This is a genomic window from Pantoea sp. CCBC3-3-1 (assembly GCF_007981265.1).
GTDB lineage: Bacteria > Pseudomonadota > Gammaproteobacteria > Enterobacterales > Enterobacteriaceae > Erwinia.
Map to the genome: position 1 here is coordinate 4,736,767 of NZ_CP034363.1, position 15,354 is coordinate 4,752,120.

The 15,354-nt window shown below is 54.7% G+C and carries 15 protein-coding genes; 5 read left to right on the forward strand and 10 right to left on the reverse strand.

From position 1 onward, the window contains the following. Positions 1-15: 15 nt before the first annotated feature. On the reverse strand, positions 16-894 hold the full coding sequence (gene pldA, locus EHV07_RS22185; protein WP_147200258.1) for a phospholipase A: 879 nt from the start codon (positions 892-894) through the stop codon (positions 16-18). Positions 895-1,067: 173 nt separating this feature from the next. Here pldA and EHV07_RS22190 point away from each other — a divergent pair, with 173 nt between their 5' ends. Then, positions 1,068-1,538: a thioesterase family protein gene (locus EHV07_RS22190; RefSeq protein WP_147200700.1), complete on the forward strand. Its 471-nt coding sequence runs from the start codon at positions 1,068-1,070 to the stop codon at positions 1,536-1,538. An 84-nt stretch (positions 1,539-1,622) separates the two neighbouring features. Beyond that, the gene (rarD, locus tag EHV07_RS22195) at positions 1,623-2,522 is read left to right on the forward strand and encodes an EamA family transporter RarD (protein ID WP_147200259.1); all 900 of its coding nucleotides are present in this window, start codon (positions 1,623-1,625) and stop codon (positions 2,520-2,522) included. 134 nt (positions 2,523-2,656) lie between these two features. Here rarD and corA read toward each other — a convergent pair whose 3' ends face one another. From corA to EHV07_RS22235, 9 genes are all read right to left on the reverse strand, one after another. Then, complete coding sequence (gene corA, locus EHV07_RS22200) at positions 2,657-3,610, reverse strand: magnesium/cobalt transporter CorA (RefSeq protein ID WP_147200260.1); 954 nt, start codon at positions 3,608-3,610, stop codon at positions 2,657-2,659. A 137-nt stretch (positions 3,611-3,747) separates the two neighbouring features. Continuing rightward, a complete protein-coding gene (ysgD, locus tag EHV07_RS25240; RefSeq protein WP_370569929.1) occupies positions 3,748-3,804 on the reverse strand; it encodes a YsgD/CorL family protein in 57 nt (18 codons plus the stop codon). Between the two features lie 104 nt (positions 3,805-3,908). Continuing rightward, the gene (uvrD, locus tag EHV07_RS22205; protein WP_147200261.1) at positions 3,909-6,071 is read right to left on the reverse strand and encodes a DNA helicase II; all 2,163 of its coding nucleotides are present in this window, start codon (positions 6,069-6,071) and stop codon (positions 3,909-3,911) included. A 57-nt stretch (positions 6,072-6,128) separates the two neighbouring features. Beyond that, the gene (yigB, locus tag EHV07_RS22210) at positions 6,129-6,845 is read right to left on the reverse strand and encodes a 5-amino-6-(5-phospho-D-ribitylamino)uracil phosphatase YigB (protein WP_147200262.1); all 717 of its coding nucleotides are present in this window, start codon (positions 6,843-6,845) and stop codon (positions 6,129-6,131) included. Further along, on the reverse strand, positions 6,845-7,753 hold the full coding sequence (gene xerC, locus EHV07_RS22215; RefSeq protein WP_147200263.1) for a tyrosine recombinase XerC: 909 nt from the start codon (positions 7,751-7,753) through the stop codon (positions 6,845-6,847). The genes yigB and xerC overlap by 1 nt, the downstream gene beginning before the upstream one ends. Continuing rightward, complete coding sequence (locus tag EHV07_RS22220) at positions 7,750-8,457, reverse strand: DUF484 domain-containing protein (protein WP_147200264.1); 708 nt, start codon at positions 8,455-8,457, stop codon at positions 7,750-7,752. The genes xerC and EHV07_RS22220 overlap by 4 nt, the downstream gene beginning before the upstream one ends. 25 nt (positions 8,458-8,482) lie before the next feature. Beyond that, positions 8,483-9,307, reverse strand: coding sequence for a diaminopimelate epimerase (gene dapF / locus EHV07_RS22225; RefSeq protein ID WP_147200265.1), 825 nt, complete (start codon positions 9,305-9,307; stop codon positions 8,483-8,485). 26 nt (positions 9,308-9,333) lie between these two features. Beyond that, positions 9,334-9,528: a lipoprotein gene (locus EHV07_RS22230; protein WP_147200266.1), complete on the reverse strand. Its 195-nt coding sequence runs from the start codon at positions 9,526-9,528 to the stop codon at positions 9,334-9,336. Between the two features lie 149 nt (positions 9,529-9,677). Continuing rightward, entirely contained in the window at positions 9,678-12,233 is a 2,556-nt protein-coding gene (locus tag EHV07_RS22235; RefSeq protein ID WP_147200267.1) for a class I adenylate cyclase, read from the reverse strand. Positions 12,234-12,520: 287 nt separating this feature from the next. On the opposite strand from EHV07_RS22235, the gene hemC reads away from it, so the two are divergent. The 3 genes from hemC to hemX are packed head-to-tail and all read left to right on the forward strand — an operon-like array spanning position 12,521 to position 15,353. Then, a complete protein-coding gene (hemC, locus tag EHV07_RS22240) occupies positions 12,521-13,462 on the forward strand; it encodes a hydroxymethylbilane synthase (protein WP_147200268.1) in 942 nt (313 codons plus the stop codon). After that, on the forward strand, positions 13,459-14,199 hold the full coding sequence (gene hemD / locus EHV07_RS22245) for a uroporphyrinogen-III synthase (protein ID WP_147200269.1): 741 nt from the start codon (positions 13,459-13,461) through the stop codon (positions 14,197-14,199). Before hemC ends, hemD begins: the two co-directional genes overlap by 4 nt. Positions 14,200-14,222: 23 nt before the next feature. Next, positions 14,223-15,353 carry a uroporphyrinogen-III C-methyltransferase gene (gene hemX / locus EHV07_RS22250; RefSeq protein ID WP_147200270.1) on the forward strand — a complete coding sequence of 377 codons (1,131 nt, stop codon included), beginning with the start codon at positions 14,223-14,225 and terminating at the stop codon, positions 15,351-15,353. Position 15,354 lies beyond the last annotated feature (1 nt).

The window sequence follows — 15,354 nt, forward strand, 5'->3', positions numbered from 1 at the left end:
ACTGCCCGGAATGCATTAAAACAGGTCGTTCAGCATCACACCGACGCCGACTCGGGTCTGGCGATGGTTATAGTCAATCAGGGATTCACCATAGCCACTAAAGACTTGCGTATAGAAGCGAACGTGTTCGCTAATTGGATAGCTCCAGCCAACCTGCGCGCCGCCGTAGCCGCTGTTCCAGTTGTAGTTGCTCTGGACGCTGAAGATGCTCTCGCCCAGCTGATAACCTACCGTCAGGCGATAATACCCCATGTACTTAGTGATATCCGGGTTATCGTCATTATTTTCACTTTCTGGAAGACGGTACCAGGGTTTTGCCTCTACCATCCAGTTACCGTTCTGCGCCATCAGACGTGCATAAACACGGTTCCAGCTGCGAGAAGTCGGCTCCGAACGGCCATTTGACTGATGGTTCAGGCCCATTTCCACGTCACGCAGCGTCCAGCCAGCGAAACTGTAGTCGGTTGCCCAGCCCAGAAAGATCTGTGGCTGATAGTCGGTCTCACGAAACGGTGAAGAAGCGCCGCGGTTTGACAGCTGCCACCAGGACCCCTGAGTATACGAAGCGGCCAGTACCGAGTTATCACCTAAAATGCCACGCCAGAGCGGGAAGGCCAGGCTCAGCTGGAATTTTACTTCATCATGCTTAGCTTTATCCGCCCAGTTATAGGACTGGATGGCCTCTTTATTGATATTGCTGGTATCGGTGTACAGCACATAATTGCTCTCATAAGGGAAAAGCACAAACGGGTTATCGTGTTTTTCCAATAAGTTAGCAATGATACTGCCACGTACGGCAGGCTGATCGTGCACTTCCGTTACCGTGGCCTCTTGTGCCATCGCTAACGTGGGGATCAGAAGCGCTGCGGCCAGCAGGCCCTTCAGCATAGACATAGTGTTCTCCAGAACAAAAAACAGGGGATGAGTAAAAAGCACGCCATTCTACACAGAAAAAGTGGAGGGCATTAGTGCTGTTTTTGTAAAGTGGAAAGCCATTTTTGCGCGGCATAAAATAGTCAGTAAGATGAAGCGCTTCCACCTGTTTTCCCTAAAGGAATCACCCGATGATGTCTGCTACGCCATTAGATCAGGACGCCGCTCGCCGCCTGATCGGTGAAATTTTTGTTTACGATATGCCTTTTAATCGAGCGCTCGGTTTAACACTGGACAGGCTTGAACCGGACTATGCCGAGCTTAGTTTTGTAAACCAGCTTCAACTGGTCGGTAACGTTGCGCAAAAAATTTTGCACGGCGGGGTGATTGCCTCAGTGCTGGACGTTGCCGCAGGTTTAGTGTGCGTCGGTAGCGCATTAACGCGTCAGCCGACAATTACCGAAGAAGAGCTGCGCCAGCGCCTGTCACGCATGGGGACAATCGATTTACGTGTCGATTACCTGCGCCCGGGACGCGGTGAGCGCTTTATCGCCACCAGCAGCCTGTTACGCGGAGGTAATAAAGTCGCGGTTGCCAGAGTGGAGCTGCACAATGACACCGGCCTTTATATCGCCAGCGCGACGGCAACCTATCTCGTTGGCTAGTCCCCGTTGGCCGATCGGTATTTCATACCGCCTGCGGCCGTTAACTATTGCAATATCGCTGTTACTGACAAGGAGCCAATCTGGATGGACGCACAGCAAACCCGACAGGGTATTTTTTATGCGTTGGGTGCCTATTTTATCTGGGGCATCGCCCCCGCTTATTTCAAACTGCTACAGCAGGTTGCGCCGGGCGAAATCATGACTCACCGCGTGATCTGGTCATTCTTTTTTATGCTGATTTTACTGAGCCTGAGCCGTAACTGGCATAAAGTGAAGGCCACCCTTAAACAGCCTAAAAAGGTGCTGCTGCTGGCTGTTTCTGCCATCCTGGTGTGCAGCAACTGGCTGATTTTTATCTGGGCGGTCAATAACCAACATCTGCTGGAAGCCAGCCTGGGCTATTTTATTAATCCCTTGCTAAATGTGCTGGTCGGCATGGTCTTTCTGGGCGAGCGGTTTCGCCGTTTGCAGTGGCTTGCCGTCGCGCTGGCCGCCTGCGGCGTGCTGGTGCAGCTCTGGAAATTTGGCTCGGTCCCGGTCATTGCGCTCGGCCTGGCAGTCACCTTCTCTTTATATGGTCTGCTGCGTAAAAAAATTGCCGTTGATGCCCAAACCGGCATGCTGCTGGAAACCAGCTGGCTGTTGCCCTTTGCTGCGCTTTATCTGTTTGGCTTTGCCGACAGCAGTACCAGTCATTTGAGCCACAATGCCTTATCGCTCAATCTGCTGTTAATTGCCGCCGGGATTGTCACCACTATTCCACTGATGTTGTTCACCGCAGCCTGTACCCGTTTACGGCTATCAACGGTAGGTTTCTTTCAATATCTTGGGCCAACGCTGATGTTCCTGCTGGCAGTGATCTTTTATGGCGAACACATGACGCCGGACAAGGCCGTCACCTTCAGCTTTATCTGGGCGGCGCTGGCGTTATTTATATTTGATGCGCTGTGGGCGTTGAAACGAGGGAAGAAGGAAGCCGTGTGATAACTGAACGAGTGACGCTCGGATAATCAAAGGAGCACGGCTGCGCGAAGGGCAGACACTCAGAAAAAAGAGCCTGTCTTACAACAGGCTCGATCAACGGAGCGTTTATCACTGACGCCCGTAATCCATCCGCGTTAAAGCCAGTTTTTTCGCTTAAAGTAAGCGTAAGGTGCCAGCCCAGCCAGGATCATCAGGCAAATCGCGCCAGGGTAGCCGAAGCTCCATTTCAATTCAGGCATAAATTCAAAGTTCATACCGTAGCTTGAAGCGACCAGCGTTGGCGGCAGGAACACCACAGAAACTACCGAGAAGATTTTGATGATGCGGTTCTGCTCGATGTTGATAAAGCCCATGGCCGCCTGCATCAGAAAGTTAACCTTCTGGAACAGCGATTCATTATGCGGCAGCAGCGATTCGATATCCCGCAGGATTTCACGCGCCTGCTCTAACTGGTTTGCCGGCAGACGCGCTTTGCGCACCAGGAAATTCAGCGCTCGCTGAGTATCCATCAGGCACAGGCGCACTTTCCAGCCAATATCTTCCAGTTCTGCCAGGGTAGAAAGCGCTGCATCAAACTCATCACCCTGCTGCCCTTCCATAATGACCCGGCTGAGCTTTTCCAGATCGCTGTAGATGTTTTCGATTTCGTCGGCCAGCTGTTCGATTTTGGTTTCGAACAGATCCAGCAGCAGCTCGTAAGCATTGCCATCGATCAATACCTGGTTACGCGCACGCATACGGTAAAGGCGGAAAGCAGGCAGCTCGCGCTCACGCAGGGTATAAAGGCGTCCTTCACGGATGGTAAAAGCAACGGTTGAGTTACCGGCATGGTCTTCCGCATCTTCATAGAAGAAAAAGGAGTGGATATGCAGGCCGTCTTCATCTTCAAAAAAACGTGCTGAAGCTTCAATATCTTCCAGTTCAGGACGCGTGGCCAGACTCTGACCTAATTCGCTCTGCACGCGATCGCGCTCGTTTTCCTCTGGCTCGATCAGATCAACCCAGACCGAACTGACCAGTTCATCATTGGCTTCATCCAACTCAAGACGAGACAGGCGGCTTTGATCCAGTTTAAATGCGCTCAGCATAGCTGTACTCCCAATTCGAAATAACAGGGACTGGCGCTTGAACACGGGAAACGTCGACGTTTCGGTCGATCTGACTCAGAGCGACTTAAATGCGGGTCGCCAACAACCACGAAGGCTATCGGCGGAAGAGGATAGCCTTAGGAGTTGTACCTGGTGTGCAGGTCAATGAGCCAGTATCTACTGGGTGTGTCCAAGGCGAATGTCCTCTCAGGATGATGGTGCGCGCATGTTACGCTGTGCTGAAAATGGCGTCAACATCAACCCCGGATAATAAAGATTCAGAATGAAACAGGGGGCCTCAGACGGTTTCCAGCTTCGCGTAGGCGGCAACCAGCCATTTGATCCCCTGGCCCTGAAAAGCCACCTGAAGACGACTGTGGTCGCCACTGCCTTCCAGATTCACAATGGTGCCTTCACCGAATTTCGCATGACGCACGCGCTGACCCAAAGCAAAGCCGCTGTCGTTCTGCGCCACTGGCGTACCCATACGCTGATGGCTGACCGGTCGGCTGATGCTGGCGCGCAGGCGCACCTCTTCCACACACTCTTCCGGCAGCTCCCCGACAAAACGCGACGGGCGGTGATAGACTTCTTTACCGTACAGACGACGCGTTTCCGCATAGGTTAGCGTCAGTTTCTGCATGGCGCGCGTGACGCCCACATAGGCCAGACGGCGCTCCTCCTCCAGCCTGCCGCCCTCTTCCAGCGACATCTGGCTTGGGAACATGCCCTCTTCCATCCCGACGATAAACACCTGGGTAAACTCCAGGCCTTTCGCTGCGTGCATGGTCATCAGCTGCACCGCATCCTGCCACTTATCGGCCTGACCTTCGCCCGCTTCCAGCGCCGCGTGGGACAAAAATGCCTGGAGCGGCATCAGGTCTTCATCTTCATCCTGATAGCTGTACTGCCGCGTGGCGTTGACCAGTTCCTCAAGGTTTTCAATACGCGCCTGGCCTTTTTCGCCTTTTTCCTGCTCGTACATCAGCCACAGGCCGGAATCTTTAATCACCCGGTCGGTCTGCACGTGCAGCGGCAGTTCGCTGGTTTCCTGCGCCAGAGAATCCACCAGCTCGGTGAAGCGTTGCAGTGCAGAAGCGGCGCGGCCAGCCAGCGCTTTTTCCTGCAATAGCGTGCGGGCCGTCTGCCAGAGCGTCAGCTGGCGCTCGCGGGCCGTCTGACGCACCACATCAAGTGTGCGATCGCCAATGCCACGGGTCGGCGTGTTCACCACGCGTTCGAAAGCAGCATCATCATTACGATTGGCAATAAGCCGCAGATAGGCCAGAGAATCTTTGATTTCCTGGCGCTCGAAGAAGCGCATACCGCCATAGATGCGGTAAGGCATGCTGGTCTGCAACAGCGCTTCTTCCAGCACGCGCGACTGGGCGTTGCTGCGATAAAGAATGGCGCAGTCGTTCAGCGCGCCGCCGTTTTCCATCCACACCTTAATGCGGTTGACCACAAAGCGGGCTTCATCCAGCTCGTTGAAGGCGCAGTAGAGCGAGATAGGCTCGCCATCGCTGCCGTCGGTCCACAGCTCTTTACCCAGACGCCCGGTATTATTGGCAATCAGGGCGTTCGCCGCTTTCAGAATATTGTTGGTTGAGCGGTAGTTTTGCTCCAGACGAATCGTCTGCGCACCGTTAAAATCATTCAGGAAGCGCTGGATATTCTCAACCTGCGCACCACGCCAGCCGTAAATCGACTGATCGTCATCCCCAACGATAATCACTTTGCCACTGTCGCCAGCCAGCATGCGAATCCAGGCGTACTGGATGTTGTTAGTATCCTGGAACTCATCCACCAAAATATTGGTAAAACGCTCGCGATAATGATTCAGAATATGCGGCTTGTTGAGCCACAGCTCGTGGGCGCGCAGCAGCAGTTCGGCAAAATCGACCAGCCCGGCGCGATCGCAGGCTTCCTGATAGGCCTGATAAACCCGCAGCCAGGTTTGCTCTATCGGATTGCCGTAGCTTTCGATATGTTTTGGGCGCAGCCCTTCATCTTTCTTGCCGTTGATGTACCACATCGCCTGACGGGCAGGCCACTGTTTCTCATCCAGATTCATGGCTTTAATCAGGCGCTTAAGCAATCGCATCTGATCGTCGCTGTCCAGAATCTGGAAATCCTGCGGCAGATTCGCATCCAGATGGTGCGCGCGAAGCAGGCGGTGCGCCAGGCCATGGAAGGTACCAATCCACATACCGCCCTGACTGGTGCCAATCAGCTGCTCAATACGATGACGCATCTCAGCCGCAGCCTTGTTGGTAAAGGTCACGGCCATGATGGAGTAAGGCGAACAGTTTTCTACCGCCAGCAGCCAGGCAATCCGGTGAACCAGAACGCGAGTTTTACCACTGCCCGCACCCGCCAGCACCAGCAAATTGCTGCGCGGCGCGGCGACGGCCTCACGTTGTTTGTCATTCAAGCTGTCGAGCAGGTCAGAAACGTCCATAGGCACCGTCAGGTAAAGGGGAGCGTCATGCGCTCCACTGGATATTTAACCAGCGTATTATATCAGCGCGGTCAGCGATGCCAACTGCGAAATTTCCAGCGTCGGCAGCAGACGCCCGTCGTCGATGTGCATCAGGTTGCCGCCGCGCAGGTTAATCCAGCATGCCTGCATCCCGCAGCGCACCGCACCCGCTACGTCCGTAGTGAGATCGTCACCAACGTGCAGGATGTTTTCCCGCGGAAGATTGAGCTTTTCCGCCGCCAGGTGATACATATCGTGGTAAGGCTTAGCGCGACCATGCGGCCCGGCTCGCAGAATAAACTTGAAGTATTTATCCAGGCCGAAAAGATGAGGCTCCGCATTGCCGTTAGTGATCGCAACCAGCGGTATACGCTGGGCCAGCGCAGCCAGCGTGATATGTGTCTCTTCCGGCACTTCAATCTGGCTGCGCCAGTGGGCGAAGTGCGCCATCACCTCGCGCGAACCTTTATCCGCTTCTGTGGCGGTCAGGCCCACATTCAGCATTGCCAGCTCTACCGCACGACGTCGCCACTCGCTGACATCGTGGTAAATTTCCGGCTCCTGCTCGCGCAGGCTGTCACGCAATTGCTGATATTGCTGGACGCTAAACTGGTTCAGCTGCGGATGATAAGCCTGTAAAAAAGCGTGAGATTCTTTTGTGGTGCGGCTGATAACAGGATGGTTATCGTACAGCGTATCATCCAGATCAAAAGTCATGGCCGCAATCGGCCGGAGCGGGCGGTAAAAGTGCATCAGGATTTTCCTCGTTTAGCACGGGGATGGGCGGCATCGTAAACCGAAGCCAGATGTTGGAAGTCGAGATGGGTATAAATTTGCGTCGTAGTGAGATTAGCGTGGCCCAAGAGTTCCTGGACGGCTCGCAGATCGCCACTGGATTCCAACATATGAGTGGCAAATGAATGCCGCAGCTTATGCGGATGGATATGGCTGGAGACGCCTTGCTTAACGCCCCACTCAGCGAAACGCTTCTGCACGTTGCGAGCGGAAATTCTTTTTCCCTGCTTTGACAGAAATACCGCGTTATCTTCCGGCGCAAAAAGTTCGCGCAATGCCAGCCAGTTTTCCAGCCAGATCACCGCCGTCCGACCCACAGGTAAACGGCGCTCTTTGCTACCTTTACCCACCACCCAGACCTCGCCGGAGGCCAAATCGAGATGGCCAATATCAATCCCAACCAGTTCCGACAGGCGCAGCCCGGCACCGTACATGACTTCAAGCATGGCACGGTCGCGAACCGCCAGCGGATCGTTCAGATCGATTTCCAGCAGCTGGTTAACGTCATCGACGTCGATATTTTTTGGCAGATGCCGTGACGCACGTGGAGTTACAACGCCCTTTGCCGGATTTGCCTTTAACATGCCCTGACTGATTTGCCAGTCAAGGAAACTGCGCAGCGCAGAAAGGCGCAACGCCAGGCTGGCGGGTTTGAGGCCCGCGCGCCGGCTGCGTGCCGCCAGCGAACGCACCTGAGCCGCGTCCAGTTTATCCCAGCCGGTCAGTTTCATTTCATCAAGCAGCGTGATGCAGGCCGTAAGCTGGCGCTGATAGTTGCTTTGCGTCAGTGGGCTGAGCTGGCGCTCCACTTTCATATAGCGCAGAAAACCCTCTACCGCCGGCAGCAGAGGAGAGTCGGCACTCATGCGCGTTCCACCCAGCGCTGCAACAGTTCAGGCAGCATTTCCGCAAGATGCTGTAACAATACCGTTCCCATGCCCGACTGATAGTGTTGGGTATCGCGGCTGCTGAAAATCAACACGCCCAGATCGCCTTTCTCTCCCATCAACGACATTGCAACCGATCCAATCGCTTTCGCCTGCGGCAGCAGCAGCAGCAGTTCAGGCCCGTTCAGGTTGCCCAAATAGTGATTTTGCTTACCCAAACGCTGAATACGGATCGCTTCAAAAGCCTGCCGGGAAAGCGACAGTTGGGTAAAGTCGGAGGGCGCGCCAATACGCCATTTTTCACTGAACAAGCGCACGTTCGCGCCCGCCAGGCCGAGTTCCCGCGCCCAACGGTGCAGCCGGTTAAGCATATCGTGCAGGCTGGGCGCCGAGGCCAGCCGGGCCTGAAGCGCCAGCAGGCGATCGAACAGCTGGTGGTTAGCATTGGCCTGTTCCATCAGCAGGGTAATTTCCTCTTCCAGCTGGCCAATCTGATTACGCTGGCGCGCCAGCTGCCATTCAACCAGAGAAACTGTCCCCCGCACCGGGTGAGGAACATGCATCTGTTCAACCTGACGCGCATTGCGGATAAAGAAATCTGGATTTTGTATCAGATAATCGCTGACCGCTCGATCGTCCAGCAAAAACTCGCTGGCGGTCTGGTGTTCACCGACGTTTTTCATAAGCTGGCGGCTGCTCCGTTGGGTTTCATAGATGAATAAATCCGTCATAGACATGAGTGGCAGGTCCGGTCATATACAGCGGATGACCCGGCCCTTTCCAGGCAATATTTAAGCTGCCGCCAGGCAGATCGACTCTGACTTTTTCTGCCAGTAGCCCCTGCTGAATGCCTACTGCTACTGCCGCACAGGCTCCGCTGCCGCAGGCCTGGGTTTCACCCGCGCCACGTTCATAGACGCGCAGCCGGATATGTTCGCGGCTGGCGACTTCCATAAAGCCGACGTTTACGCGTTCCGGGAAGCGTTCATGGCTTTCCAGCACCGGTCCCAGCGTTTCTACCAGCGCGGTTTTCACGCTATCAACCTGCAATACGCAGTGAGGATTGCCCATTGAAACCACGCCACACATGATGGTTTGTTCGGCTGCGCGCATCAGATAGAGGTTTTCGGCTTTATTGGCGCGGAAAGGAACCTGCTGCGGTTCAAAATTGGGTTCACCCATGTTGACGCAAACCAGCTCGTCCGGCGTGACGCTAAGCACCATACGGCCCGTCTGCGTACTGACGCGGATATCGCTCTTATTGGTTAAGCCTTTCAGCCGCACAAAACGGGCGAAACAGCGTGCGCCGTTGCCACACTGAGCCACTTCGCTGCCGTCAGCGTTAAAAATGCGATAATGAAAATCCAGGTCAGGATCGTACGGCGGTTCAACGATCAGTAGCTGATCGAAGCCGATCCCCAGATGACGATCCGCCAGGCGACGGATCAGTTCCGGGGAGAAATAGACGTTTTGCGTCACGGCATCGACCACCATAAAGTCGTTGCCCAGACCGTGCATTTTGGAGAACTGCATTTTTGGCTCCAACGAGTGCGTCATATTTACTGAGCCGATTGCGAGTCCGAATCGGAGGTGGCTGACTGCTGCTGCGTCTTGCTGCCAGCGGGTTTACTCAGGGGAGCGACGGGCTTATGCGGCTGCTCCTGTGGCGGGAAATACAAAGGGCCTTTCAGTCCGCATCCCGCCAGGCTGACTACGGCCAGCGCCAGCGCCATCCGGCAAATCATTTTGTTCATGCTTCTTCTGCTCGTTATTGATGCCTGTTGGTTGTCTATCATCGCAGGTGAAGTGCTAAAAGCAACAGGAAAAGGTGAATGAATGTCGCAGAAAGGGAAGCGGTTGTCCGCGCCGGGACAACGCCAACTCAGTGGTTACCAGACGTCGGTTAATGCATCTGATAGCGCGGCGTATGCTCGCCATTAGGATCATTATCCGACGCGTTTGCGCACAGCTGTGCCAGCGTCTGGCTACGGAAAGGGATCACCTGGAAGCGCTCGTCCACCTGCACAATTTGATAAAACTGCGGCAGATTGAAATTGATAAAGCTGGAGCCATAGGTAAAACGATCGTGCGAGGAGGAGTAGAAACGGCTGACATCACGCACCAGCTCTTCTTTGCTGCCTTCACAATGGTGATAGATTTCTACCCTGTTAGTCTCATCCAGAATGTAGATATTAAAGCCGTGATCGTCCCGGGTATCTTCAAAGAAGAACTGGATGATGCCTTCACTGGCGTAGCCGTTAACCACCGCAGGTAAACGGGACTGGTCAGTTTCTACCTTAATCGACAGGCCATGCAGTTTGTTATTGGAAATTGCACCATAAAACTCTACGGCATTTTCCAGTTTCTGCACCGAAACGCTCAGCCGTTCAAAGAACAACCCCCAGGTCTGGCCCGCTACGCGCACGGCTTTGAAGCGGCCCGGCTCCTGACGCGTACTGGAGAGGCGCAGCTCAATGCACTCAGAAACCAGCTGCTGCACGCGGGTACGAATCAAACCGCGTAAATGCTGGCTGTAGCAAAATACTTCCACGGCATCTGGCGGCGCGGCATCCTGGTGCATTTTGCCCAAAATGGTTTTCAGCCCTTCAATGACCGCCTGCTCGCCGTTGAAATGCAGCGTGCGCACCTCATTCCACGAGTTGCGATACAGCAGATCGATGCTGCCAATCAGACATTGCTGCTGCTGGCCAAAGCTGAAGACGTCCAGTTTACGGAAATCAAAGTGCACCACCTGGTTACGGAAAGCCGCAGTCGGATCGTGCTCCAGATTGACGATAATCGCCAGATGGCGAATTTCGCACGGGCTGTAAAGCGCCTTAGGCGTTGGCGCGGGCAACCGCAAAGGAAAATGGTGCGATACGTCCGCGACCAGCTCCTGCAAACGCGCCAGGTCGCAAATTTCATTGCCTTTAATATGCAGGCGGGTTTTGCTGGTTAACAGGCCATTAAACCAGGCCCATGCCACCAGCTTGTTCAGATAGCGGTTATATTCCAGCGGCTGATGGCTGATGATCGATTGCATATCCGGCGACTGATTGTACAGATACCAGCCGGCCCGATTGGCACGCCCATGCGGTACATGAATAAAAGTCAGGTGAGGCTCGGAGAGATCGGGCGAAATCTGTGGGTTCAACAGCGTCACTTTGCCCGGCAGCGCTTCAAACGCCGCGTACAGTTTACGCGTTAATACGCCAATATCCTGCGGGCTGGCGCTGACGCTTAAATTGTTGCGACGGGCGAAGCGGATCAGATTGCGATAGCTTTGCATCATCGCATCCAGCAGTTCGTTATGCGCTTCACGAACGCGGCCAATTTTCCAGTCCGCGCGGCTGTCGAGCATGGCTAAACGCTCTTCATCCCAGCCCCATTCGCCGATCAGCTGGCTGAGGATCTCGCGTCGCCAGCCTGGCGTGTCATTGCCTTGCGACAGCTTTTCGCGAACTTTCAGATAGAAGCAGCGGCGCACCAGGTCGAGGCGGGCATGATCCTCAATGCTGGTAAGATAGTGCGTTACGCGCTCAAGCATCATGCAATAGGGATCGAGACCGTAGGAGACGATTTCGCCATCATGCAGGCGCTGTTTAATATCCATCGCCAGCAGCCGCGTACTGGGATATTCCCAGGAATAGGCTTCAAGCAATAGGGTTTTCAGCACGGCCTTGTAGGGGGAGTCGATACTTTTATAGAGCTGCCACAGGCTGGCACCAAAGTATTCTTCCGCCGAAAGCGTGCCGAGCCCGCCCAGATCCAGCCACTCATTCGGCGTCAGTACGCCCTGCTGATATAACGACATCACGTAATCGTCGTAATGTTCTTCTTCTTCGCCCGGCACCATGTTCCACAAAATGCGCTTACCGGCCATGCGCACCGCCGTACGATAGAACTCGTCCAGCAGCAAAATATGTTGAGTTGAACCGCAGTCTTCACCACCGAGGCTCCCGCTTTCATTATGACGGAAGCGGTTTTCATCAATCAGGAAGAAGCTAACTTCCAGCCCCATTCCCGCGCACCATTTCTGGAGCTGCGTACATTTCTTTTGCAGCGCGAGGCGCTCTTCGTTATCCAGCCACGACTGATGACAAACCCAGATATCGAGGTCTGAGTTTGCGTTTTGACCCACCGAGGAGGTGCTACCCATGGAATAGACGCCGGTAATCGGCATTTCGCCACGCGGCGTCAGGGCAGCGCTGGCGCCAGATTCACCTTCTAAATCATTAAGATAGCTTATTTGACTTTCATCAGGCGTGTAGAAACTGATGCCATGGGGAACGTTACCCGCAAGGTAACCCGGCATCAATGGATGATGATAATGTAATAAGGTCGGCAGCAGACTGTATACCTGTTGAAAAGCAGGTCCCATGGCCGCCAGGGCGCGATCGACGCGCAGCTGGTTGATGGCATCCAGTCTCTGTTTCAGTGTCTCTATGTAGAGGTACAAGACGTCTCGCCTGATTATCCCAGTGCTTATAAAAAACCCGGTTTCCAAGCTCCGCCGCTTGCTTTAAAAATAGTCGTGCGAATTATTGCTGGAAACGTGATCAATCTAACACCTGGTCGGTTGACCGTAAAGAAAGTTGCGCTACTTAACAGTTTAGCACGTTTTACCATCGCCCGGACCGTAGCCCCAGGAATCCGTCCCTTCCGTGCCGTTTCAAAGCGCAGAAACTGACAGCCTTCCCGTATCAATGATAGGATAATCAATGAACGATAAAAACGGTAACAAGCATGTTAGACAAAATTTTAAGAATAGCCACCAGGCAAAGTCCGCTTGCGCTGTGGCAGGCACATTATGTTCAACAGCGTCTGATGGCCGCTCATCCGGGCCTGCGCGTTGAACTGGTCCCTATGGTCACTAAAGGTGACATCATCCTTGATACGCCACTGGCAAAGGTCGGCGGAAAAGGCCTGTTCGTCAAAGAGCTTGAGCAGGCCTTACTGGATGGACGTGCCGATCTTGCCGTGCACTCCATGAAAGATGTGCCCGTTGCCTTCCCGCAGGGGCTGGGGCTGGTCACGATCTGCGAGCGGGAAGATCCGCTTGATGCCTTTGTTTCTCATCGCTTTAATTGTGTGGACGATCTGCCTCAGGGTGCGGTTGTCGGCACTTCCAGCCTGCGTCGTCAGTGTCAGCTCAGCGCCCGTCGTCCCGATCTGATTATCCGCTCTTTGCGCGGTAACGTCGGCACGCGTCTGAGCAAGCTGGATGCCGGCGATTATGACGCCATTATTCTTGCTGTCGCGGGACTGAAGCGTTTGGGGCTGTCGGATCGGATCCGTCATGCTATGCCCGCCGAAGAGTCCCTGCCTGCGGTAGGCCAGGGCGCAGTGGGAATTGAGTGTCGGCTTGATGACGCACAAACTATCACTTTGCTATCCGTGTTAAATAATGACGACACTGCCATTCGTGTTAAAGCGGAACGCGCGATGAACACGCGTCTTGAAGGCGGTTGCCAGGTTCCAATCGGCAGTTTTGCGCTGCTCGAGGACGATGAACTGTGGCTGCGCGGGCTGGTGGGTTCTCCAGACGGAAAAACGATGATCCGTGGGGAGCGCCGTGGTCCGCGCGAAGATGCAGAAAAAATGGGGATTTCACTGGCCGAAGAGCTGCTGAACAACGGCGCTCGTGAAATCCTGGCCGAGGTCTACCAGGGAAATCCGCCTGAATGACTATCCTGGTGACCCGCCCAGCGCCAGCGGCTGAAGAGCTGGTCAGCCGTTTACGCAAGGCTGGCAGGGTCGCCTGGTCAATGCCGTTAATTGAATTTACGCCAGGCACAGGGCTGGACGGACTTCCTGCCCAGCTTGCCTTGCAACAGGAAGGCGACCTGGTTTTCCTCCTCTCACAGCACGCCATTCATTATGCCCAGCCGGTTTTAACGCGAGCGGGCGTAACATGGCCCGCCAACCTGCACTATTATGCAATAGGTCGCACTACCGCGCTGGCGCTGCATACCGTCAGCGGGCTGGATGTCGTCTGGCCGCACGAGCGGGAAACCAGTGAAATACTGATACAGCTGCCTGCTTTACAGCAGGTCGCCGGAAAGCGCGCGCTCATCCTGCGCGGCAATGGCGGTCGTGAACTGCTTGCAGAAACCTTGCAACAGCGCGGTGCTGATGTACAGTTTGTTGAATGCTATCAACGCTGTGCAAAAATATATCAAGGTGCCGTCGAGGGTCGCCGCTGGCGAGATCGCGGCATCGATACGCTGGTTGTGACCAGCGGCGAAATGCTTCAGCAGCTTTTTTCGCTGTTCCCGGAGATTGATCGAGAGGAATGGCTTATGCATTGCCAGCTGCTGGTGGTCAGTGAACGTTTGGCTATCCGCGCCAGGGAACTGGGTTGGCGCAAAATCAGGGTAGCCGATGGTGCCGATAACGACGCCCTGTTACGCGCGTTACAATAAACTTAAATATGGGATGTGCCAAAATGACGGAACAAAAAGATTCCTCTGCCCTGGTTGAAGAGACACCCCCAGCGGTAGAGACTTCAACGCCAGAGAAAAAACCCGGCCGTAAGCCGCGCAATACCGCCACGGCACTGGCTGTGCTGGCTATTGCTATCGCAGTGGCCTCGGGCGTGGGACTTTATATTAATGCTCAGCATCAGGCTCGCCAGCAAACTGCGGCGAACCAGGCGCTGGCCGGTCAACTTGCCGAGCTACAACAATACTCCGCAGGCGAAAAGCAGAAACTGACCCGTCAGCTGGATGAGCAAACCAGTGCACTGGCCACCGCACGCGATCGCCAAACGGCCATGAGCCAGCAGCTGGACGAGCTGAAAGAAAAGGTTGCCACTATTTCCGGTAACGATGCTCACACCTGGCTTCTGGCGCAGGCTGATTACCTGGTAAAACTGGCGGGACGCAAGTTGTGGAGCGATCAGGATGTCACCACTGCCGCTGCGCTGTTAAAAAGTGCAGATGCCAGTCTGGCAGACATGAACGATCCCAGCCTGATCGATGCACGGCGTGCGCTGACCCAGGATATCAGTTCCCTTTCCGCGGTCAGCCAGGTCGACTATGACGGCATTATCCTCAAGCTGAATCAGCTTTCCAACGGGGTCGATAACCTTCGTCTTGCCGACAACGACAGCGACGATGCGCCGATGGATGCCGACAGCGGGGAACTTTCGTCTTCCCTGCGTGAATGGCGTCAGAATCTGGTAAAAAGCTGGCATAACTTTATGGATGATTTCATCACCATCCGTCGTCGCGATACCACCGCTGAACCGTTGTTAGCACCCAATCAGGATGTTTACCTGCGTGAAAATATCCGCTCGCGTCTGCTGATTGCCGCTCAGGCCGTGCCACGCCATCAGGATGAAATTTTCAAACAGTCTATCGACACGGTCTCTACCTGGGTGCGAGCCTGGTTTGATACCAACGATCCGGCGACCAAAGCCTTTCTCAGCCAGCTGGACGAACTGAGCCAGCAGAACGTCTCCATGGACGTACCGGATGCTCTGCAAAGCCAGCCGCTACTGGATAAGCTGATGCAAATACGCGTACGCAACCTGCTCGCCCAGCCCGGTGCCGGGCAACAGCAGCAGGGAGAATAAG